We start from the raw sequence: 22,101 nt of genomic DNA on the forward strand, positions 1-22,101 counted from the left end.
TGCTAATAAAGCACGGAACTGGAGGGTATCATGAAAGTTGCAGTCGTTGTAGGAAGCATTAGAAAAGAGTCGTACAATAGGAAGCTGGCGGAATATTTGAAAATGCGGTATGCGGATCAGATCACGTTTGAAATTGCGGATATTCGCCCTCTTCCGTTTTACGATGAAGACATTGAGCTGGATCCTCCTGCGGCCGTCAAGGAGTTTAAAGGGAAGATTGCCGCCGCGGACGCGGTATTATGGATCACGCCGGAGTATAATTATTCCATACCGGGCGTGCTCAAGAACGCGCTGGATTGGTTATCGCGCGTCGATAAGGTCATGAACGGAAAGCCGTCATGGATCATGGGCGCATCGATGGGGCAGCTGGGAACGGTCCGCGCACAAGAGCACTTGCGGGATATTCTCTTTTCCGTGGGCATCACATCTCCTCTGCTGCCGAACAATGAGGTATATATCGGGGCCGTCCATGAGAAGATGGATGAATCCGGCAAGCTGATTCATGAACCGACGATCGGTTTCATCGATCTCGTGGTCAACAATTTCATGACATGGATGCAAACCCGCAAGTAGATAATATGACATGGAGCCCTTTGGCAGTTGCCTGCCGAAGGGCTTTTCCTGTATATTCACCTCATAACGCGACAAAATCAACAAAAATACGAATTGCTTCGGATGGGGGAGATGCTGCGTGTACAAAATCCTGATCGTGGATGATGAACCGATCGTACGGGAAGGCATACGGGACCGGATTCAATGGGCCGAACATGGGTATGAGTGCATCGGAGCCTGCGAGAACGGACGCGAGGCGCTGGAGCTGATGGCCCGGGAACGGCCGGACGTGGTGCTGACGGACATCTGCATGCCGTACATGGACGGACTGGAGCTGTCGCGTCAAATCGTGGAGAGATATCCGAAGACGCGGATTATTATTTTGACCGGCTTTGATGATTTCGATTATGCCCAGCAGGCGGTGAAGCTGCAGGTGACCGACTTTATTTTGAAACCGATTACATCTGCCGAGCTGCGCGAGCTCTTGGACAAAATCAAACTGGAGCTGGACGAGGAGAGCGGCCGGAACGAGCATCTTTTAAGGATGAAGCAGGAGCTGAAGAACAGCATGGCGCTGCTCTCGGAACGGTTTCTGGAACGCCTGGCCTCATCGCCGATGCGAAGATCGGAGATCGCGGCCAAGCTGGCGTACTTCAATATTCCGCTAAACGGGCCGTTATATATCGCCATGGCAGCCGAAATGGACGAGCTGTCGCTGCACGCGGAGACGGCCGATGTGGAGCTGTATGCTTTCGCACTTTACAACATCGTGCAGGAGATCGCAGGGGGCGCACAGCAATCCGCGATTTTTCGTTTCAAGGAACATAAGGTGATGGCGATGCTGTCAGGACCCAATGCGGAAGAGCTGCATGCACGGGCATATAGGCTGGCCGAGGACATTCGCGATTCGGTGAAGGAATATATGAAGTTCACGGTAACGGTCGGCATCGGGACCGTATGCAGTGATGTCGCCGAGATCCGGCATTCCTGCCGAGCTTCCGAGGCCGCCCTGGAGTACCGGCTGCTGATGGGGCCCAATCAGGTCGTGAACATTACGGATCTGGAGCTGCGCGGGGGGAAGCCTCTGCAAGACGGATTCGAAGCCGAAGCGGCGCTTGTGTCGGCAATCCGTGCGGGGACCGCTTCCGAGGTCGACGAATGCAGCCATCGGCTGATCCGGGAAATTGGAAGCGCTTCAATGCCGATTGAATTATGCCATGTACGGATTTTGCGCGTCATGCTCGCCGTACTGCAGACCTTGATGGAGATCGGCAGCAACGATCATGATCTGTTCGGGATGGAGAAAAGACTGCTGTCCGACCTGTATTCCTTCCGATCGCTGGAGCAGATCGAGGTGTGGCTCAAAGGCGTGTGCGGGGAGGCGCTTCGCGGCGTGGCGCAGACCCGTAAGGATCTTACCCGCAGTCAAATGATGGAGGCGGTGGACTACATACATTCCCACTACAGCAATCCGGATCTGTCCGTAAAGACGGTGAGCAGCCGGATTTTCATGAGTACCAGCTATTTCAGCGCGCTCTTTAAGGCGCATACCGGCAGGACCTTCGTGGAATACGTGACCGATATCCGGATGGAGAAGGCGAAGGAGCTGCTCAAGCATTCGGGAATGAAAACGTATGAGATTGCAGCAAGTACGGGGTACCAGGATCCGCAGTATTTCAGCGTCCTGTTCAAGAAGCATACAGGCGATACGCCGACGGAATATCGAAACCGGATTACGGCTGGAGGAGAGCGTCGATGAGACCGGCCGCCCGGATCAAAAGCATTCAGTCCCGCATCGCCGGCTCTTTCGTCATGCTCGTGCTGTTCACGGCGCTGCTGCTGATATTTATCTCCTATCCCTTGTCGGAATCGGCAGTCCGGGAGACCGCGGAAAATTACACCTCCGAGCTGATTAATCAAGTGAACGCGAATATTGAGACCTATATCACCGGCATGAAGGACATGTCTTTGGCGGCCATGAACAATCCGAATGTACGTGAATATCTCGTTGCGGGCGGCGAGCTCGAGCCGGAAGAGCTGGCCAAGCTGAAGAGGAAGATCTCCGACTATTTCCACGCTATCCTCGTCTCCCGTAAGGATATCGCCTCCATTCACATCTTCGGATACAACGGCACCTTCATTTCGGATCGAATGGATGCGGAGCTGAATCCGAATATCCTGCCGCAGGACCAGGATTGGTACCTGCAGGCGCAGGCGCATAAAGGCCAGGCGGTCATCTCCTCTTCGCATGTGCAGCCTGTCGTTAAGGACGAGTATCGATGGGTCGTCTCGCTTAGCCGAGAGCTGAGCGGAGCGGATCCGGACAAGGGGATCGGCGTTCTGTTGATCGACCTGAATTTCAAAGTCATCAACGACATGCTCAGCAAGCTGGACCTTGGTAACCGGGGGTACGTATTCGTGATCGACAAGGAAGGCCGTATCGTCTATCATCCGCAGCAGCAGCTGCTCTACAGCAATTTGAAGACCGAACAGCTGGAGCAAGTGCTGCAGGATACCCAAGGCGGATTTGTAGTGAACGAAGACGGTGGCAGCCGGATTTACAGCATTAAAGACACGGATTTCGGGTGGAAAATCGTCGGCGTGTTCTACGAGAATGAGCTTGTTGACAACAAAAGGCAGATGCAGCGCTCCTTTGCCATTGCGGGGATGCTCTGCCTTGGCGTCGGAGTGCTGTTATCGTTCCTTCTTTCCCGTAACTTGACGCGACCGATCAAACGACTGCAGGAAACGATGGCCGAGGTTGAGAAGGGGAACTTCGATATCCGTGTTCCGGTCGGACATTCCAAGGAAATCTCCAGCTTGGCCCGCAGCTTCAATGTCATGGTGCTCAAGGTCAAGGAGCTCATGAACCAGATTGTCGTCGAGCAGGAGGTCAAACGAAAAAGCGAGCTGAATGCGCTGCAAGCCCAGATCAACCCGCATTTTCTGTATAACACGCTGGATTCCATCATCTGGATGGCGGAGAGCAAAAAGCATGACGAGGTGATTCTAATGACGTCGGCACTCGCCAGACTGTTCCGGGCATCGCTGAGCAAGGGCAGGGAGATGATCCCGATCGCTACGGAGATCGAGCATATTACGAGTTATTTAAGCATCCAGCAGATGCGGTATCAGGATAAAATCCGGTTCACGCTGGACGTCGATCCGAGCCTGTACCCGTACGTGACGCTAAAGGTGCTCCTCCAGCCCCTTGTGGAGAACGCGATTTACCATGGCATCAAGAATAAGCAGGGGCCCGGCAGCATCGCCATCAGCGGCGAGCTGAAAGGGGATCGCATTATGCTGCGGGTGGCGGATGACGGGATCGGGATGGATTCGGACAAGCTTTCCAAGCTGTTGACCGCTCCGGGGAAAGGGCGATCCAAAACGAGCGTAGGCATCGCTAATGTGCATCAGCGGATCCAGTTGTATTTTGGACCCGATTACGGCCTGTCCTATGAAAGCGAACCTGGTGCAGGAACGACCGTTACCGTTACCATTCCGGCTCTCCGAGCCGAGGAGCTTGCAGGAAGGGAGGAGATTCCGTCGTGAGATCACCGATACGCATGCGATATGTTCTGCTGGCAGCCGTCGCGGCCGTGGTCTTCGGAGTCGCCGTGCATCAGCTGATCGGCGGGGGGCGTCAGGAACCCCCTAAAATAGTCGTCGCCGTTAAAGCGCTGGATGAAATCGAGTTTTGGCGCGTCTTGATTGACGGCGTTCATACGGCTTCGCGGGAATTTAATGCAGAAGTATCCGTCATTGGTCCGCCGAAGGAGGTCGACGTCGACCGGCAGATCGAGCTGATCGAGGCGGCGATTCCGGATAAGCCGGACGCTATTGTCATGGCCGCAAGCGACTATCATCGCCTTGTTCCGGTTGCTCAGAAAATTCACCGGGCGGGGATTCCCTTGATCATGATCGATTCGGCTGTACAGGGGAACTATGCAAAAGCCTTGATTGCCACCGATAATTTCGATGCCGGGCAGAAAGCCGGCAAAGAGCTTGCAGCTCTGCTTCCACCGAAGGCTCAAGTGGCGATCGTAAGCTATGTGCAAGGCGCGTCGACCCAAATTGAGAGGGAGCAGGGCGTTCGCAGCATCCTTAATGGAAGGGCCGGGACCGAGATTGTCGGCACCTATTTCAGCGAAGGCATGGAGGAGCGCGCATACGAGATCACGATGAGGCTGCTGAAGGAGCGGCCGGACCTGGATGGGATCGTCGGCTTGAACGAGCCGTCTACCGTCGGCGCAGGAAGGGCGATCCGCGAGCTTGGCCTTACGGGACAAGTCAAGCTGGTTGGTTTCGACAGCTCGATCAAGGAGGTCAAGCTGCTGGAGGAGGGCGTCATTCAATCAATTATCGTGCAAAAGCCGTTTAACATCGGCTATTTGGGTGTGAAAACCGCCCTTTCCGTACTGGAAGGCGATAAGGTTCCCGACAAGGTGTATACCGACTCGGTCGTCATTCACAAAAGCAATATGTATACCGAAGAAAATCAGAAGCTGCTCTTTCCCTTTGTGGAGGAGTAGCTTCTTCCTTTTATCAAGTGATTTATTCGATGAGAGAAAAATCATAGATTTTTCAACATCGGCAAGAGAATATTCCATTCCGGCGGCCGTACCACCCAGGTAGAATGTTCGTAAAAAGAGGCTCCACTGCTAGAGAGGTGAATGACTGTGAGCGAAATACTAGTGCATATGGAAGGAATCACCAAGCAATTTCCTGGTGTATTGGCGCTGAACGGATGCCGCTTCGAGCTGAGGAAAGGCGAGGTTCATGCGTTAATGGGAGAGAACGGGGCCGGCAAATCCACCATGATGAAAATTTTGACGGGCGTATACCAGAAGGATGAGGGGAGCATCGCGTACAAAGGCAGGACCATCGAAATCAATGACCCGAAAGCGGCTCAGGATGCGGGGATCAGCATGATCCACCAGGAATTGAACCTCGCGCCCGATCTGACCGTGGCTCAGAATATTTATATCGGACGGGAACCGCGGCGGGGGCTCGGCCTCTTCCTCGACGAGAAGGCCCTCAACCGCCAGGTAGAGGCGCTGTTTCAGCGCATGGGACTCGCCATGGATCCTTCCGCGTTGGTGGCGGATTTAACGGTAGCGAGGCAGCAGATGGTGGAAATCGCAAAGGCGCTTTCCTACAACGCCGATGTGCTGGTGATGGATGAGCCGACGGCGGCATTGAGCGAGGCGGAAATCGAGGATTTGTTCCGCATCATCCGGCAGCTTCGCGCCGAAGGAGTTGGAATCGTTTACATTTCGCACCGGATGGATGAAATCAAGCGGATTACGGATCGCATTACCGTGATGCGCGACGGCCAATACATCGCCACCGTGGCGACCGCGGAAGTCTCCACGCAGGACATCATCTCCATGATGGTCGGGCGCCAGATTTACGATACGTCCAAGCCCGAGGGCGTCTTCCGCGATCGGGAGACCGTACTTGAGGTTCGGGGGTTAAGCCGTGGAAGAGTCTTGAACGATGTCAGCTTCACCTTGAAAAAAGGGGAGATTCTGGGCGTCGCCGGGCTGGTCGGCGCTGGACGAACGGAATTGGCGCGGGTAATCTTCGGGGCGGACCGGCCGGATGCGGGAGAGATTCGCATACACGGAAGGACCGTGCGCATGAAGGGTCCGCATGATGCGGTACGCCACGGCATCGGTTATTTATCCGAGGACCGGAAGCGCTTCGGCTGCATCGTCGACCTGGACGTGAAGAGCAATGTGGCTATTGCCTCCTACCGCCGCTTTCTGAAGCCGGCGGGATGGATGGATACGGGACGAATCCGGCTAGAAGCAGAGCGTATCGTCGATCGGCTAAAGGTGAAAACGCCGCATGTTGACCAGGAAGTCAAGTTCCTCTCCGGCGGGAACCAGCAGAAGGTCGTCATCGGAAAATGGCTGACCCGTGACTGCGATATTCTCATCTTCGACGAGCCGACGCGCGGCATTGACGTAGGCGCGAAGAGCGAGATTTACAAACTGCTGAACGAGCTGGCTGCTCAAGGCAAATCGATCATCATGATCTCGTCGGAGCTGCCGGAGATTCTTCGGATGAGCCACCGGATCCTCGTCATGTGCGAAGGCAGAATTACCGGCGAGCTGGGGCATGAAGAGGCAACGCAGGAGAACATCATGCAATTGGCAACGGCGGCGATGTGAGCGGTTTACGGAATCTAACCAAACGAAAGGAAAGATACAATCCATGAATCTACAGCTGAAATCAGGCGCACTGCAGCAGGTGCTCGCCCTCGCAAGCTTGGTGGTGCTTCTCGTCACTTTTTCGCTTTCCTCAGGCAACTTTTTTCAATTCTCCAACCTGATCGGCATCCTGTTGTCCACGGCAGTCATCGGCGTATTGGCGCTTGGCTCGACCTTCGAGATCATAACGGGTGGCATCGATCTGTCCGTCGGGACGGTCATGACCTTAAGTGCGGTCATGTCGGGCGTATTCATCACGTTCTGGGGGCTGCCCGTCCCGATCGGCATTCTCGGCGGCATCCTGACAGGCGCGTTGTGCGGGCTGCTGTCGGGAACGGCGGTGGCCGAGATGAAGATACCGCCGTTCATCGCCACCTTGGCCATGATGATGATCGCGAAAGGGCTGGCACTCATCATCTCGGGTGCGAAGCCGATTTATTTTACCGAAGCGGAAAGCTTTGCGAACATTTCCCAGGGGAGCGTGCTGGGCTCGCTGATTCCGGGCTTCGATATTCCGAATGCGGTGCTTATATTCTTCATCGCCGCGATTCTCGGCTTCTTGATATTGTCAAAGACGATCATCGGCCGTTACAATGTCGCGCTTGGCAGCAATGAAGAAGCAACGCGGTTATCCGGGGTCAACGTCGGTTACTGGAAAATTGTCATATACACCCTGACAGGGGCGTTCACTGGGCTTGCCGGCGTCATGATGGCTTCCCGGCTGAATTCGGCCAACCCGGCCCTTGGCGCCGGATATGAGCTGGAGGCGATCGCAGCCGTCGTTCTAGGAGGCACCTCGCTCAGCGGCGGAAAGGGCACGATCATGGGGACGGTTATCGGCGCCCTGATCATGAGCGTGCTGACGAACGGACTGCGCATCTTGTCCGTACCGCAGGAGTGGCAGACGGTCGTTGTCGGATTCGTCATTATATTGGCTGTGTACGCGGATATGCTGCGCAGAAGGAAGGCATAGGTAATCGAGGGGAAGCGTAGGGAATCGCAGGGAGAGCTTCGTTCGGCAGGGAATTGCGCGGTGAGATTTCGCTATCATCGACGAGGCAACCCACAGCAATTGTAATCCTTCCTTCAGGAAGTTTTATAGATGGGCTTCTATTCAAAGAACAAGGGGAGATTGAAGATGGGAAAAAAGCTATCGGTATTTGCGCTCGTGCTCATGCTCGCAGCGAGTCTGCTGTCAGCCTGTGGCAATGCAGGCAATGGAGCATCCGGAGGTGACAATTCAAGCGAAGGGGGCTCCGCCAGCGGAGGTTCAGCCGCAGAAGGAGAAATCTACATTCCAATCATTTCCAAAGGGTTCCAGCACCAGTTCTGGCAAGCCGTAAAGTCAGGGGCTGAACAAGCCGGTCAAGAGCTTGGCGTGCGCATTACATTCGAAGGGCCGGAGACGGAATCCCAAGTGGATAAGCAGATTGAGATGATGCAGGCTGCACTGGACAAAAAACCAAGCGCGATCGGTTTCGCCGCGCTGGACAGCCAGGCTTCGATTCCGCTGCTGAAGAAAGCCCAGGAGAACAACATTCCGGTCATCGCATTTGACTCCGGGGTGGAAAGCGATATTCCGGTGACGACGGCGTCGACCGATAACATGGCAGCTTCGGCACTGGCCGCCGACAAGATGGCGGAGCTGATCGGGGGCGAAGGTAAAATCGCCATGGTTGTTCATGACCAGACGAGTGTGACTGGCGTCAGCCGTCGCGACGGCTTCAAGAAGCAGATTGAGGAGAAGTACCCGAATATCCAGATCGTCGATATTCAGTACGGCGGCGGGGACCATCTGAAATCGACGGACCTGGCCAAGGCGATGATGCAGGCGCATCCCGATCTGAAAGGCATATTCGGTGCGAATGAAGGCTCGGCCGTCGGCGTCATTAACGCCGTCACCGAAATGAAGAAGGAAGGCCGGATTGTCGTGATCGGCTTCGATTCGGGCAAAGCCCAGATCGATGCGATCAAGAATGGTACGATGGCGGGAGCGATTACGCAAAATCCGGTAGGCATCGGCTATGAAACGGTGAAAGCCGCCGTGGCCGCCATCAAAGGCGAGAAGCTGGAGCCGCAGATTGACACGGGCTTCTACTGGTACGACAAGAACAACATCGACAGCGAGGAGATTAAGGCGGTTATTTACGAATAGGCATTCGTTATACAAAAGGGGAGCCCTAGGGCTCCCCTTGTTCGTGCAGCATCCGCTTTATGCGAATGCCACCTCCGTATTCTGAATCAATTCGTTCAGCCTCCTTTCCGGTGAATTCCGTCCGGCCGGACAATTATATTAAACCATAGCCCTGCCGTAGAGTGTAGAGAATAAACAGGCTTAATTGTTTTTTACCAGCGAGCTAGAATTGGACGGCCCTTTCCTGATTTGTTCCATAGGGCCAGCCTGAACATCAGAAGTTTTTTTGAAAAAATCGAAGAAAAAAAGGGCAGTCTATGGCTGCCCTCAGGCTGTCGAGAAAGTCTCGACAGCTATTTTCTTGTGAATTTAATTCAACACGACACCGCGTTAATGTTGTATAATAATAGTAAATAAACCGTTCGGAAGGGTGTTACATATGTTGCGTTCGAATCGAGAAAAACAGCAGACTTACGAATTTGTTTCGATTGAAGAATTGGTTCCTCAAGATCATCTGCTCCGTAAAGTGGACAAGTATATCGATTTCTCTTTCATCGACGAAAAGGTTCGTCCGCTTTACTGTGCGGATAATGGGCGGCCTGCTATCGACCCTGTCGTGTTATTTAAAATGATTTTCCTCGGTTATTTTTATGGCATCCGTTCCGAACGCCAACTCGAACGTGAAATTCAAACCAACCTTGCTTACCGCTGGTTTTTGGGGTTAGGTTTAACCGACAAAGTGCCGGACCACTCTACGATTAGCTGGAATCGTCGCACGCGCTTTAAAGACACCGAGATTTTTCAGGAGATCTTCGATGAGATTGTGCTTCAAGCTATCCAGCACCGTATGGTGGGCGGACGTGTCTTAGTTACCGACTCAACTCACGTCAAAGCGAATGCGAACAAGCATAAATACACAAAGGAACAGGTTTTGCAAAACACTCGTGATTATGTGAGTGAACTTAATGCGGCTGTAGAGGCTGACCGGAATTCACATGGAAAAAAGCGCTAAAGCCAAGAGAGGACGTGATCGAGGAAAAGGAAGTTTAAAGTGAGCACGACAGATCCCGACAGCGGTTATATGATTCGTGATGGGAAACCGGAAGGATTCCTATTTAGACCACCGTACCGTGGACCTGAAATATAATATGATTACGGATGTCCATGTCACCGCCGGAAATGTCCATGATTCTGTACCGTATTTGTCCCGTTTGGATCGTCAACAAGAACGATTTGGTTTTAAAGTCGAAGCCGTTGCTCTGGACTCCGGGTACTTGACTTCACCCATCTGCAAAGCCGAAACATTTTTGCCGTTATTGCTCACCGAAGATTTCACCCGACCCAGGGTTTATTCCCTAAATGGAAGTTCACGTATGATGCGGAGCGCAATCTTTATGTTTGCCCTGCAAACCTGCAAAGCACGAATTACCGTACAAGACGACCAACCGTGAGGGATACCGACAGTACGCTTCGGATCCACAGCACTGCAAGAACTGCCCGTTATTAAATGAATGCACGCGGTCTCGCAACCACCGAAAGGTGGTAACTCGTCATGTCTGGGAGGACAGCAAAGAGTGGGTGCGAGGCAACCGGTTGAGTCGATCCGGGAAATATCTCTACCGAAAACGAAAAGAAACGATTGAGCGAAGCTTCGCGGATGCCAAAGAGCTCCATGGGTATCGCTATTGCCGTTTGCGCGGGCTGCAAAACGTCAGGGAACAGGCCCTGATGACAGCAGCTGTACAGAACATGAAGAAGATGGCGATCCACCTGGATCGCCTGGAAAAACGGGGGTAATCTCCCCATTTTCACATTTGAAGTGACCACTTGAAATCGAGAAACCCTGCACTTTAAAAAAAGTACAGGGTTTCTCGACAATCTGAGGGCAGTCTATGACTGCCCTAGAGATGGAGTTTAATAATCCGACCAGGATTCAAGTATACCATTATAGAAGTGCAAGTAAGTGTCGCCATAAATCCATTGATCCATTGTTATATAGCTGCCCGTGTACGAACTATAATCATCGGGAGCACCCCAGGATAGCAACACCTGATCCTGATTCATGCCAATAGCTATCCTTTGCTGAACGATCCGATTCCAGGTAGCGGAGCTCCACTTAGGGAAGACGCTCTTGGGATTAACGGTGTAAAAGCCTTGCTTTATGACTGTGCCAGGGTCCCCATAAAAAGGAAGTTTAAACGTAACGTTTGCGCCGTTTGATCTTTTTGCAGTTACAAAGAGATTACTTCCCTTCAATTTCACCGATTTAAAGTAGATCTTTTCAATATTTAAAAGGGGGTTGGATGAAGGTAATTGGTTTTTATTTGCCCAGTAATGCTTACCGGCATAAAAGCTGTTTATGCTTTCATAAAAAAAATAAGTGCAGAATGTATCGGGAGTAGAACCAATTACAAACTCTTCAACGACGGATCCATCATTCAGCAATATTTTAACACTCGTTGTTTGATTGCTTATTACTGCGATCTCAATGACTCGCCCAATTTTTTCTCCATCATAGATGTATACCTTTTTGCCCATATACGTTCTAAGATTATCATCGGATACCCTTTTGAGCTGGGATATTAATTTTTCCGATTTTGCTTTACCTTCCTTGCTGCTCCACAAAAAAATAGTATTGGATTTGTAATCATCAGTGCCGGACAGTCCAGATATTTTATAGAAATATTCTAATTTTATGTAGGTGGTCCCGTCTAGTAAAACGGAATTACTCTCATTAATTTTGTATGTTCCCTTATTTGATTTTACGGTGATGGGTTTGGAGTAATCGATGGATACGTTCTTTAGTTTAGATAATAATTTCACAGGGACATATGTACCCGGATTATTGATTTTTTCGATGGAATAGGCTTTTTCACGTGTTACAAGAACGTCACCGTCTAAAAAAACGGACTTCTCTCCTGACAAGTAGGCATTCCTAGGTACAACATTTGACGATGCGTTTGATTCAGGTAATAAGAATATGGAAAAGAATGATGTAACCAGAAAAATGATAAGCACTTTTGTTTTCAGTAGTTTTTTCATACGGCCTCCAAGCGCATAGTTAGTATGATCCATGACTAAAGTATCATAAATGGATAGCGTTTGGTAGGAAATAAAAGTAAAGTGAGTCTCTTGATTTTTTTCCCCGATGCTAGGCCTGAAATCGAGCGTGCATTACCCAATACGTTATTGATCAAAGGATGATTCATCGATGGAATGCGTTATCTTCGTAGGGATACAAGTAATTTGAGCCGGATTATGAGCGATCCTGTGAGCGGAATAGCAAGAGATCTGGTAAAGAGAGAAATGCAGAAGCAGGAATCAAAAGTACATTAAAGAAACTGCAAACGCCTTCGTATACTGAAGGGTTTGATAAGCTGTATATCGTGAGATCGCAAAAAGGGGATGTTGAGGTCGAAGAGCTGCCAAGGGAATGAAAGGGGATGCGTGCCAACCCTTATTCCCCTTCAATTTTTCCCTCGCTCCATATCCGCTCCCAGATGACATCCACCGTCTGTTCAATGGTCAAATCCGACGTATCGAGCCATAACCCGATTCTTGGCGTTTCCTCCCGGAGCCTCCGGTCCAGCTCTTCGGGGCTCCAAATGCCGTACCCTTTCTTATTCCTCAGCGCTTCCCTCTGATGGAGGGCTTCCGGGTTAGGCGTCAATACGACGATATATACCGGGACACCTTTCAAAAAGTTGCCCATATTCTGCAGATGGGGTCCAATGATGATGTCCTGGAGCACGACCTGGAACCCGGCAGCGGCATAGGCGGCCGCGGCGGAAGCAGAGAGGCGATACCGCAGCTCAAGCTGAGCTAACGCTTTCTCTGAGGCGTCAGGCAGAAGTTCTTCTCTTCCTCTGACAATCATTCTTCGAAAGGTATCTCCCCGTAAGTGTACGGCACGTTCGAATTTCTCCGCCAGCCGCTCGGCGATCGTGGATTTGCCGGATGCCATGGCCCCTGTCACAATGATGACGCCAGGATTTTGTACATGAGTCATTCGTAAAACCTCCTTATAGGTGCAGTTGATACGCATACAATAAACCAACCAATTCCAAATGGTGTCCGTCTAAAGATCGGGTTGTTTGTGCCCTATGCGTTCCGTGTTGGTGTATTCCTCTTGACTTCAACGATAGCATAGAACCCGCATCGGAGGAGGGGAAAGGATTGTTCAATATATTTTTTACCAATGAATCGAATGGTATGGAGTGAAGTGAATCGTTCCCTGCTTGAGATGATAATTAATACAATTAACATTAACTTAAGGAGTATGGTTCGAGTTTGTGAAGCAGGGCGCTCATGTTCCTGTGAAACAACAGAGTAAATACAGGCACTGGAGGCTCCCCAGTGCCTGTATCCTGTTCAAATGATGGACGGTAGGATCTAAACCTTGCTTTACCGGGTGATGCTCCGCATCCTTCGATCCCATTCCTCGGTGATTCGGGGCTTGTCGAGCCCGCTTCCGATTAGCGTAAGATACCCCCGCTGCAACGGCAGGGAGCTGGTCTTATGCTCCAGCTTGCCCCCTGCCCACTGCACCAGCACTGAACCTGAATCCAGGCGGATATAGCCTTTGGCTCGAAGGAGGCCGGTTACGCCCTGGAAGAAGGCCTCGAGCTCCTGCATCCCGGCCGAAAACGAGCCCGGCGGCAAAAACAAGTCCGGCAAGGACAAGGTTAACGAATCCAGGCCGGCGTAGGAGGTCGGCTCATTGGGATCCCGATGGGTATGGAGAGGAGATCGGCTGCTGCCGTCATCATGATGATGCGCATGTCTTTCCTGAAGCCGATCTTGTGCAACCGATGGATCCGGCGCTAAGCCAGCCGTTTTCTCCGCCAACGCGGGCGAAGCTGCATGCGAGTTGGTTTGAGCCGCAGTAGCTCCAGGCTCAGCGGTTTCCATATGGCCAAGGGAGAAGCTGGTTCCGGCGGCGCTGCCGGACGCCATCCCGCCCTGGTTTCGAGGGGGAAGCGGAACGGCTCCGAAAACTTCGGCTTCGTTAATATGGGCATAGTCTGTCAGCCGAAGCTTGGCGGTGCCGTTCATGTTCTGAACCGCCGCCGTCACTTTTCTCAGCATCTTGGCATCGCAATCGCCGGCTTTGTTCAGCAGAATGGTATCGGCGAAAGCGATCTGCCCCCGGAGCGTACGCACCAAAGTGCGGTCCGAAGCGAAGAAGCTGTTGTATTCGAGCATTTTGCCGGCGTCGACGACGGCCACCTTGCGCGCTATGGATATGCGTTCGGCCAGCGCCGGTTTAGCCAAATCTTCAAGAATTAGCTGCGGGTTCGCAACGCCGGTTGTTTCGATCAGAATGAGGTCGGGGCTACGCTTGAGCTGGTTATCCATCGCCAGCTCGAGCTCTCCGCGCTTCGTGCAGCAAATGCAGCCATCGAGCAGCTTCTCCACCGGTACGTCGGGCATATCGCCGGAAATGACCGCTCCGTCTACGTCCATTTCGCCCATCTCATTCATGATAACGGCCGTGCTCCACCGCTGAGCCTTTGCGTAAGCGAGCAGTCTGAGGAGCAGGGTTGTTTTGCCGCTGCCTAGAAAGCCGCTGATAATAATGACAGGTGTTTTGTTCATCTTCCTCACCTCCGATTAGGGTTGGGCTGCCGGATACAGCTCATCAAACGCTGCTACAGAGTCCGGATTGGTAAAAATGTACGGCGAAGCCGGCTCTTCAATCGTCTCGATCGATTCGGCTTGAATCAGCAGGCGCTCCTCGCCTCCGATCTTCACGGTTTGGACCGTGCCTTCAATCGATACCCAGGCATCATTCTCGAAACGGGATGCCTGCTCTCCGCTCACGAGAATGCCGAACGGAACGGCATCGGCCGTGCAGCACATCAGCAAGAACCGGCTGACGGCAAACATGTTCTTATCCATGCTGTCATCCCTGAAGACAAAGCCTTGGACCGAGATAGGCTTGCCGGCAAAGACAGGCTTATACATCTCGATCGCGCCGACCGTTTCGGAAAATATTTCGGGCCTTACCGTGACGGAGGGCAAGGCGTACAGCCGCTTGGCCAGCTCCGCAAATTCGACGCTATACTTATCCTTGGGTGCGAAGAGATCGACAGGAGCATTTTCATTACCGGCGGGGTTGGGTTTGCCGACGCCATCAGCGGTACCGGTATCTTCGGGTACGTCTTCCGAACCGGAGCCGGTCCGGACATCCGGATTCGGATAGGTGTACACCATGCCCTTCTTGGCAGCCATGCTGCTCGCGAGAGGCTGATCGGGCACCAGCAGACCGAAGAACAAAGGCAGGGCGAACAAACCATATACCGTCATATTTCGGACCACGCCCCGGGGATGAGGGTGCTCGCAATCGCATACGTCGCCGGCGTCGCCCATGACGGCATGGTATACCATGCCGAAGGCGATGAACAGAAGCGGAACCGGACAGAGCAGCAGAAGTTTCTGCATCTGCGGAGCCAGGTAGTATTCAAGCAGATTCGATTCATTCAAGTGCATGATATAAATAGCAAGAGCAGCCAATAGCAGCGCACGCATGGCATAATGGACCCGCGTGACCGCCGATGAACGGTTCATGGCAAGGGCTCGCCTCCTTTTTGTTCAAGGATTATCCGCCAAGGAAAATATTCACGATCAGGGAACCGACAAATACGAGCATGACGATGACAATGCTTAGTCCGATGACGAATTTCGTCTTAAATGCGGCGGATAGCATGAGCAGCGTTTTGAAATCGAGCATCGGGCCAAGCACGAGAAAGGACACGAGAGGGCCCACGGTAAAGGTATGCGTAAAAGCCGACGCGACGAATGCATCCGACGTTGAGCAGAGCGAGAGGACAAATGCCAGTCCCATCATGAACAGATAGGAGGACAGCGGACCGTTCGCAAGCGAAAGCAGCTCCTCCCGCGGAATAAACGCTTGAATGCAGGCCGTAACGAAGGCTCCGAGCACCAAATATTTGCCCATATCCACCATTTCGTCGCCGGCATGAACAAAAAGGCTACGCCAAGTTTTGCTGTGTGCGTGGGATGGCCGGCTTCCGGCGGCTTCGGACCCGGCCGTGAAATCTTGGAAGGAGCGCTTAAGCGGGTTATTCTTCACGAAAGCAAATACGAGCAACCCAATCGTGACGGCAATCATGAAGGCCAGTCCCATTCGTCCGATCGTGATCTCGGGATGCGAACGGAATGCCATCATCGTCGCGGCAAGCACCACCGGATTCAGGATCGGGCCGCTAAGAAGAAAGGTGATCCCGACATAAGCCGGCATGCCTTTTAACATGAGCCGGCGCACGACAGGAATCATGCCGCATTCGCAGACCGGAAGGATCATCCCGAGCAGGGAGGCGAACAAGACGCCGGGCACCGGATGCTTCGGCATTAGTCGGCGAACCCATTCTTCCTTGACAAAGATTTGCAGCAGCGAAGAAATCAACACCCCGAGCAGCACGAACGGCAGGGCCTCAAGGAAAATGCCGATGAATACGGTTTTGAGCTGCTGCACTTCGGTACTGCCCAGCAGGGCGAGCCCGCTCCTAGGCATCGTCATGAGAGCCGGGAACAGAAAGAGCAGCGGAAGAAAGAACGGCAGCCATTTGAATAAAGCCGGAATTTTCATGCGGGCCTCCTGACGAAAAAAAATCATCTACGAGGACATTCTATGCTTGGACGATAGACAACTTTCCATTTTAATCAAAAGAATTACGAATAACTCTTTCCATTCGAAGCTATGGCGTACTCCCGCTCGCTCATGGTATAGTAGTAGTACGTTGACTGTGCGTTACTGGCGTAGCTTGGGGTACCAAGAGGGAGCGCATAGTTTCATATGCCGTACGCCTGGGCAAGAGGTAAGGAGACGATCATGTCGCCTTGCCTCTTTATGTTTTATTGACTAACAATGGCGAAGGAGCGGGTTGAACATGAGTACAGAAACGTTGATTTTGGATGGAAAAGCGGTATCGGATGATCTTAAGGCCAAGCTGGCCGTTAAGGTCGAGCAGCTCAAAGCCAAGGGAGTTACTCCTTGCTTGGCGACGATCCTCGTCGGGGATGATCCGGCCTCGGCAACCTATGTGCGAATGAAGGGCAATGCGTGCCGGCGACTGGGAATCGAATCCCGGAAAATCGAGCTGAAGGCGTCGACGACGACCGAGGAGCTCATTGCGGCCATTCGCGAGCTGAATGAGGATTCCGCGGTGCACGGCATTCTGCTCCAGCATCCGGTTCCGCATCATATTGATGAAAGAGCGGCATTCGATGCGATCGCGATCGAAAAGGATGTGGACGGCGTGACCACGCTCGGCTTTTCGCAAAATGCGTTCGGGTTCGCGGACTATCCGTCCTGCACCCCGGCAGCGATTATCGCGATTATGGATTATTACAAGCTTCCAATCGAAGGCAAGCATGCCGTGGTTATCGGCCGGAGCCCGATCCTCGGCAAGCCGGTCTCGATGATGCTGCTAAACCGCAACGCTACAGTGACGATCTGCCACTCCAAAACGAACCATCTAGGCGACATCGTCGCGCAAGGTGATATTGTCGTTGCTGCGGTCGGCAAGCCCAAGTTCATTCAAGGCGAGTGGATCAAGCCGGGCGCTGTGGTGCTTGACGCCGGCTATAACGAAGGCAATATCGGAGATGTCGATTATGAGGCTTGTGCGGAGCGCGCGTCCGCGATCACGCCGGTTCCGGCAGGCGTCGGGCCGGTAACAATTGCCACGCTGCTGAAGCATACGGTTGAGGCGGCCGAAAGAACACTGAAGTCCTAAACATGGATAATGCAATGCAAATGAACCGGGTCCTTTTGAAGGCTCGGTTTTTATAATAGAATTGGAGGCAGAGAGGAAGACTTCCCTTTCCGGCTATGGGCTTGTAAGCCCTTGTACGGACTGTCTTTCACGAGGTTTGGGTCACCAAGATACGGTTAAAAACCAAAGGATTCGCACGGTTGGACAATCACAGGATATAAATTGTTGCTTGCTCTGAAATGCTTTTCATCATTTACAATACACCCATCAGCTAATGAAAAGAGGAGCGAGGGCTAATGAATAAAAAATTGATCTTCTTTGACATCGACGGAACGCTGCTCGATCATGACAAGCGAGTCCCGGAGTCGACACTGGAATCCATTCAGCAATTAAAAGACAACGGGCATGAAGTCGCGATCGCGACTGGTCGCGCTCCCTATCATTTCCAGGACATCCGCGAGCTGCTCGGCATTGATTCCTATGTGTCCCTGAACGGGCAATACGTCGTTCACGAGGGCAAGCCGATATACGGGAACCCGCTGCCTCCGGAGCAGTTGCAGCAGCTCACCGAGCTGGCGGTGCAGCTGGATCATCCGATCATTTATGCGGGAAGCGATGCGATGAAAATGAACGTGACTCACCACAAGTTCATCGATTCCAGCTGGGGCGAGCTGAAGCTGACCATTCCGGAATACGATCCCGAATATTATCTCGGGCGGGATATTTACCAGGCTATTGTGTTTTGTACCGAGGAGGAAGAGGGGGCCTATCGGTCCGGATTTGAAGGAAGACTCGATCTAGTCCGCTGGGGTCCGTACGGCACGGATGTGCTTCCGGCCGGCGGCTCCAAAGCCGAAGGCATCCGGCAGTTTATCCAGGCGCTGGGCATGGAGATTGCCGATACCATCGCCTTTGGCGATTATTTGAATGATCTGGAGATGCTGTCGTATGTCGGCCATGGCGTAGCCATGGGGAACGCGCCTGACATCGTCAAGCGCGCGGCCCGGCATGTTACCAAGGACGTAAGCGAGGACGGCATCCGGCACGGGCTTCAGATGCTGGGCCTGCTGGATCCAAAGCCGCAGGTGATGGCGTAAGCATTTCGGTTGACAAGATGCGCTTTGGCTGCCTGAGCATTAAAGGCATGCCGATTGTGAAGGGGCCATGTACATGGCTCCTATTTATTTGCGGACGTACCATTGGGAAGAATGCAAGGAAAGATGAGGGTTACCTCGGTTCCTTTTCCCGTTTCACTCTTAAGTCTTAATCCATAAGCGCTGCCGTATTTGAATTGGATGCGGTGATGAACGTTAGCCACCCCGATATGTCCGTTCAATATCGAGTCCTTGCCCTCAGTATGGAGAAGATGGTTAAGCTGCTCCAGCCGCTCAGATGACATTCCAATCCCATTATCTTTTACCATGACAACAAGATCCCCATTATCGTTGGTGTGCACATGGATATGTACTGCCCCGCCTTCACCCAAGGTTTCAAGACCGTGCGTGAGCGCATTTTCCACGATCGGCTGGATGATCATCTTGGGTATGAGGAGGGGCAAAAACTCCTCTGGGCAGACCAGTCCATACGTAAAGCGGCCGGAGAACCTTATCTGATAGATGGTGATATACGCGTTTACGATTTGAAGCTCTTCCCCGAGACTGACCTCATCCCCTCCCTTGATGCTGTACCGGAGCATCCGGCTTAAGGCACCCGCCATCTCATACGTTTCTCTGCTGCCCTGCGAAATGGCGATCCCTTTCATCGTATCCAGCGTATTGCTTAGAAAATGCGGATTGATCTGGCTCTGAAGAAAGGCGTACTGCAACCGCTGTTTCTCCAGCTCGGATTGATACAGTTGGGTATCGGATTGAACCAGCTGATTCGTTAAACCATTGATCCGCTGGAGCATCGTATTGAATTCGTTCGAGATCATTTCGATTTCCGCATAGCCTTCCAGTCGGACCTTTGAATGCAGCACATTCAAGTTTCCGGTCTTTAATTGTTTCATGAAGGTCATGAGCTTGGACAGCGGCTTTAATAAGTTCATCATTAGAATACTGTATGGAATGGATATAATCAGCAGCATGAACACAACCAGAATGTAGCTCTTCGTTTTCAAAGGCTGAAGCCCCTTAGTCAGCAGGCTGATTGGCGTAGCCGTCACAATTTTGCCTCCAATTTCGGGCAGCACATGGGATTGCACGATATAACGGGCGCCGGCATTCGTTTCCAGAACCATATGATCCTGATCCTTGTTAAACAAAGGGCCGTTGATCAGCTGGATTAGATGCTCATCCTGGCTGCTGTTGGAATACACCAGATCGCGGTTGTCAAACAGATAAAAATTGGTACCGGCCAAGCGGGGGTATTTTTCGATCTCCTTATTTATGGAACGCACATCAAGGCCGATCATCATAAAGCCGGCGTTGTCCCCGTACGGGATTCTATTGCCTAGCGAGAATATATTCATGCTGAACAGGAACTTGTCCCGGTCAAGCGTGGGACTGCCCTTTCGGAACCCGGCATAGTGGACGGCACCGTCTTGCTCCGGTATGTTTTCCGTATCGTAAACATCGGTAATCGTTCCCTTTAACGAGACGACTTTGCCGGTGTTGCTGACGACGGAGATGTCCAATATATCGGGATTGGTATTTTTGATGACGCCCATGACGCTTTCAACCTTCTTGGCAAGCTCGTAAATTTTTAAATCATCGCGTTCCGCCAGGAAATTCTGAACCGTGGCATCATACCCCAGATTGACCATGAGCTCCGAAATCTCCGAGTAGTTGGAGGAGATCCGCTGCTTCATGATCGCGATAAGCTCTTTGTTATACTGAGTGTTCTGATCGATAATTAATTCACTTGATTGCTTGTACGCATTCAAGACAATAAAGGGAACCATCGCAACGATGATCAATCCAATCATCATCACCTGAATTCGGATAGAGAGCTTCTTGAAGAACTTCATCCGGATATGCTCTCCCTGTACTGGGTGGGCGTCTGGCTTACGATCCGTTTAAATATTCTGGTGAAATAAAAATAATCGTTAAAACCGCATTTTTCTCCGATATGCTTGATCGCAAGATCCGTTTCGGCAAGAAGCTTGCAGGCATACTGGATCCGAAGACGGGAGATATACTCAATAAAGTTTTCACCGACTTCTTTTTTGAATAAGTGGCATAAATAATTGGGGCTCAGATAAAATCGCTCGGAAAGACTCTGAATAGAGATTTCGGTTGTAAAGTTGTCATGGATAAACTCCAACATTTTTCGGATCGTTTTATGGGAAACCTCGGTTTTGAGTCCGGGCTGTTCTTCCGAAAGGTAGCCCAGCGTGTGCTCCATCAAGTAGTCAATCATGGCATCCGCATCCCCGTAATGATATGAAAGCTGTTCATATCCTTCATACACCCGGGCTGAGCCCGATACGCCTTCCCTGTAGAACAAAGTCATTAAAGCAGTGAAGATGAGATAGGCATCCTTTATGCTGAAAGCTCCGCTGCGAAATTGGAGCCTGGCGTGGTTCATGGCAGCGCTGAATTGGATTCTATCCTTTTGTTCCATTGCTTGCGATAAATTCCTAAGTACTTCTTCAATCAGGGGATTGGTATGGGGAGGAGCATGGAATACACCGGGTTTTCCGGTTGTAAACATCCCGTACGATGCAAGAGAAGCCGCTTCTAAGGAAGAACTGAGCTCGGACAAGTCGGAGAGGGCATACCCGATTCCGATGCTGCACCATGATTCTTTGCTGTTAGAGAGTAGGCTTCGAATCAAAACTTCCGTCTCATTCTCATAGACGAGACAGCCTAACCGGCGGGGGCTCATTTGAAAGCGGAGATGCTTGATTGTCCCCGAAATAACGGGAGACTTATTGCCATGAACAACGATAACCAAAGGCTGGATTTTATGTTTATCATGTAAGTTCATCTCGCTTCGTGTGATTATCTTCTTAACCAGGTCCGTCTCATTGGCGCAGATCGCCTCGTAGAGTTCAGGTGAAGGAGGCAGGACTGATTCTTGCGGACGCGTCGATAGTACATCCGACAGCCGCTTTAACATATTGTGAATTTCCTCAACCTCGAACGGTTTAAGACAGTAGCCGAACGTCCCGTAATTTAAGGCTTTCTGGGCGTACGCAAATTCAGCATGGGCGCTGAGCACGACAAATAATGTATTCGGAAGCCGTTCTCTGCCGGTTTTGATGAGCTCAAGACCGTTCATCAGCGGCATCTTGATATCCGTAAATACGACATCCGGACGAAGCTGATCGATCATTGTAAGTGCATCCAGGCCGTTTTCGGCACTGCCGACGACCTCGAACCCGTATGCTCCCCAATCCACTCCTGCTTTAATGCCTTCCACGATCCATTTTTCGTCATCTACAATAATAGCTTTGTACATATGACCTCCTATGTAGAACGATATGCAAGCATGGATGCCGCTGAAAGCGCAC

16 protein-coding genes, 1 pseudogene and 1 riboswitch are annotated in these 22,101 nt (G+C 51.8%); of the genes and pseudogenes, 10 read left to right on the plus strand and 7 right to left on the minus strand.

Translation table 11 applies throughout. The annotated features are described in order from the left end of the window. Positions 1 to 30: 30 nt before the first annotated feature. The 8 genes and pseudogenes from BBD41_RS26385 (at position 31) to BBD41_RS26420 (ending at position 10,701) form a co-directional block, all read left to right on the plus strand. Complete coding sequence (locus tag BBD41_RS26385) at positions 31 to 573, plus strand: NADPH-dependent FMN reductase (RefSeq protein WP_099479555.1); 543 nt, start codon at positions 31 to 33, stop codon at positions 571 to 573. Between the two features lie 118 nt (positions 574 to 691). Next, positions 692 to 2,311 (plus strand): response regulator transcription factor, encoded by a 1,620-nt coding sequence (locus tag BBD41_RS26390; RefSeq protein WP_099479557.1) that lies wholly within the window; start codon positions 692 to 694, stop codon positions 2,309 to 2,311. After that, positions 2,308 to 4,104: a cache domain-containing sensor histidine kinase gene (locus tag BBD41_RS26395; protein WP_099479559.1), complete on the plus strand. Its 1,797-nt coding sequence runs from the start codon at positions 2,308 to 2,310 to the stop codon at positions 4,102 to 4,104. Before BBD41_RS26390 ends, BBD41_RS26395 begins: the two co-directional genes overlap by 4 nt. After that, positions 4,101 to 5,084, plus strand: a complete 984-nt coding sequence (locus BBD41_RS26400; RefSeq protein WP_099479561.1) for a substrate-binding domain-containing protein — start codon at positions 4,101 to 4,103, stop codon at positions 5,082 to 5,084. The genes BBD41_RS26395 and BBD41_RS26400 overlap by 4 nt, the downstream gene beginning before the upstream one ends. A 147-nt stretch (positions 5,085 to 5,231) precedes the next feature. Next, entirely contained in the window at positions 5,232 to 6,731 is a 1,500-nt protein-coding gene (locus BBD41_RS26405) for a sugar ABC transporter ATP-binding protein (protein WP_077566859.1), read from the plus strand. Between the two features lie 43 nt (positions 6,732 to 6,774). Next, positions 6,775 to 7,743 carry an ABC transporter permease gene (locus tag BBD41_RS26410; RefSeq protein ID WP_099479563.1) on the plus strand — a complete coding sequence of 323 codons (969 nt, stop codon included), beginning with the start codon at positions 6,775 to 6,777 and terminating at the stop codon, positions 7,741 to 7,743. A gap of 165 nt (positions 7,744 to 7,908) precedes the next feature. After that, positions 7,909 to 8,925: an ABC transporter substrate-binding protein gene (locus BBD41_RS26415; protein WP_099480808.1), complete on the plus strand. Its 1,017-nt coding sequence runs from the start codon at positions 7,909 to 7,911 to the stop codon at positions 8,923 to 8,925. A gap of 418 nt (positions 8,926 to 9,343) precedes the next feature. Then, positions 9,344 to 10,701: pseudogene (locus BBD41_RS26420) on the plus strand (IS1182 family transposase). Positions 10,702 to 10,818: 117 nt separating this feature from the next. Here the strand turns inward: BBD41_RS26420 and BBD41_RS26425 are convergent. The 5 genes from BBD41_RS26425 to BBD41_RS26445 form a co-directional block, all read right to left on the minus strand. Then, positions 10,819 to 11,946: a hypothetical protein gene (locus tag BBD41_RS26425; RefSeq protein ID WP_099479565.1), complete on the minus strand. Its 1,128-nt coding sequence runs from the start codon at positions 11,944 to 11,946 to the stop codon at positions 10,819 to 10,821. A gap of 415 nt (positions 11,947 to 12,361) precedes the next feature. Next, entirely contained in the window at positions 12,362 to 12,913 is a 552-nt protein-coding gene (locus BBD41_RS26430) for a P-loop nucleotide/nucleoside kinase family protein (RefSeq protein ID WP_099479567.1), read from the minus strand. Positions 12,914 to 13,308: 395 nt separating this feature from the next. Further along, positions 13,309 to 14,502, minus strand: a complete 1,194-nt coding sequence (locus BBD41_RS26435; protein ID WP_099479569.1) for a CobW family GTP-binding protein — start codon at positions 14,500 to 14,502, stop codon at positions 13,309 to 13,311. Positions 14,503 to 14,517: 15 nt separating this feature from the next. Beyond that, a complete protein-coding gene (locus BBD41_RS26440; RefSeq protein WP_099479572.1) occupies positions 14,518 to 15,474 on the minus strand; it encodes a TIGR03943 family putative permease subunit in 957 nt (318 codons plus the stop codon). 31 nt (positions 15,475 to 15,505) lie between these two features. Beyond that, positions 15,506 to 16,516 (minus strand): permease, encoded by a 1,011-nt coding sequence (locus BBD41_RS26445; RefSeq protein WP_077566853.1) that lies wholly within the window; start codon positions 16,514 to 16,516, stop codon positions 15,506 to 15,508. A 151-nt stretch (positions 16,517 to 16,667) separates the two neighbouring features. Then, positions 16,668 to 16,747: riboswitch (ZMP/ZTP riboswitch) on the plus strand. Between the two features lie 70 nt (positions 16,748 to 16,817). Between BBD41_RS26445 and BBD41_RS26450 the strand changes: the two genes are divergently transcribed. Both BBD41_RS26450 and BBD41_RS26455 read left to right on the plus strand, forming a co-directional pair. Next, positions 16,818 to 17,666 carry a bifunctional 5,10-methylenetetrahydrofolate dehydrogenase/5,10-methenyltetrahydrofolate cyclohydrolase gene (locus tag BBD41_RS26450; RefSeq protein WP_099479574.1) on the plus strand — a complete coding sequence of 283 codons (849 nt, stop codon included), beginning with the start codon at positions 16,818 to 16,820 and terminating at the stop codon, positions 17,664 to 17,666. Between the two features lie 275 nt (positions 17,667 to 17,941). Beyond that, a complete protein-coding gene (locus BBD41_RS26455; protein ID WP_099479576.1) occupies positions 17,942 to 18,742 on the plus strand; it encodes a Cof-type HAD-IIB family hydrolase in 801 nt (266 codons plus the stop codon). Between the two features lie 80 nt (positions 18,743 to 18,822). Here BBD41_RS26455 and BBD41_RS26460 read toward each other — a convergent pair whose 3' ends face one another. Together BBD41_RS26460 and BBD41_RS26465 are read right to left on the minus strand one after the other, a co-directional pair. Beyond that, positions 18,823 to 20,613 carry a cache domain-containing sensor histidine kinase gene (locus BBD41_RS26460; protein ID WP_099479578.1) on the minus strand — a complete coding sequence of 597 codons (1,791 nt, stop codon included), beginning with the start codon at positions 20,611 to 20,613 and terminating at the stop codon, positions 18,823 to 18,825. Beyond that, positions 20,610 to 22,049 carry a response regulator transcription factor gene (locus tag BBD41_RS26465; protein ID WP_099479580.1) on the minus strand — a complete coding sequence of 480 codons (1,440 nt, stop codon included), beginning with the start codon at positions 22,047 to 22,049 and terminating at the stop codon, positions 20,610 to 20,612. Before BBD41_RS26465 ends, BBD41_RS26460 begins: the two co-directional genes overlap by 4 nt. Positions 22,050 to 22,101: the final 52 nt, after the last annotated feature.

This window comes from Paenibacillus ihbetae, from assembly GCF_002741055.1.
Classification (GTDB): Bacteria; Bacillota; Bacilli; order Paenibacillales; family Paenibacillaceae; genus Paenibacillus_AQ; species Paenibacillus_AQ ihbetae.

Excerpts from the sequence above, each read along its gene's own strand:
- BBD41_RS26385 (WP_099479555.1), top strand. The coding sequence starts at position 31 with ATGAAAGTTGCAGTCGTTGTAGGAAGCATTAGAAAAGAGTCGTACAAT.
- BBD41_RS26395 (WP_099479559.1), top strand. The coding sequence starts at position 2,308 with ATGAGACCGGCCGCCCGGATCAAAAGCATTCAGTCCCGCATCGCCGGC.
- BBD41_RS26410 (WP_099479563.1), top strand. The coding sequence starts at position 6,775 with ATGAATCTACAGCTGAAATCAGGCGCACTGCAGCAGGTGCTCGCCCTC.
- BBD41_RS26415 (WP_099480808.1), top strand. The coding sequence starts at position 7,909 with ATGGGAAAAAAGCTATCGGTATTTGCGCTCGTGCTCATGCTCGCAGCG.
- BBD41_RS26425 (WP_099479565.1), bottom strand. The coding sequence starts at position 11,946 with ATGAAAAAACTACTGAAAACAAAAGTGCTTATCATTTTTCTGGTTACA.
- BBD41_RS26430 (WP_099479567.1), bottom strand. The coding sequence starts at position 12,913 with ATGACTCATGTACAAAATCCTGGCGTCATCATTGTGACAGGGGCCATG.
- BBD41_RS26435 (WP_099479569.1), bottom strand. The coding sequence starts at position 14,502 with ATGAACAAAACACCTGTCATTATTATCAGCGGCTTTCTAGGCAGCGGC.
- BBD41_RS26440 (WP_099479572.1), bottom strand. The coding sequence starts at position 15,474 with ATGAACCGTTCATCGGCGGTCACGCGGGTCCATTATGCCATGCGTGCG.
- BBD41_RS26445 (WP_077566853.1), bottom strand. The coding sequence starts at position 16,516 with ATGAAAATTCCGGCTTTATTCAAATGGCTGCCGTTCTTTCTTCCGCTG.
- BBD41_RS26450 (WP_099479574.1), top strand. The coding sequence starts at position 16,818 with ATGAGTACAGAAACGTTGATTTTGGATGGAAAAGCGGTATCGGATGAT.
- BBD41_RS26455 (WP_099479576.1), top strand. The coding sequence starts at position 17,942 with ATGAATAAAAAATTGATCTTCTTTGACATCGACGGAACGCTGCTCGAT.
- BBD41_RS26460 (WP_099479578.1), bottom strand. The coding sequence starts at position 20,613 with ATGAAGTTCTTCAAGAAGCTCTCTATCCGAATTCAGGTGATGATGATT.
- BBD41_RS26465 (WP_099479580.1), bottom strand. The coding sequence starts at position 22,049 with ATGTACAAAGCTATTATTGTAGATGACGAAAAATGGATCGTGGAAGGC.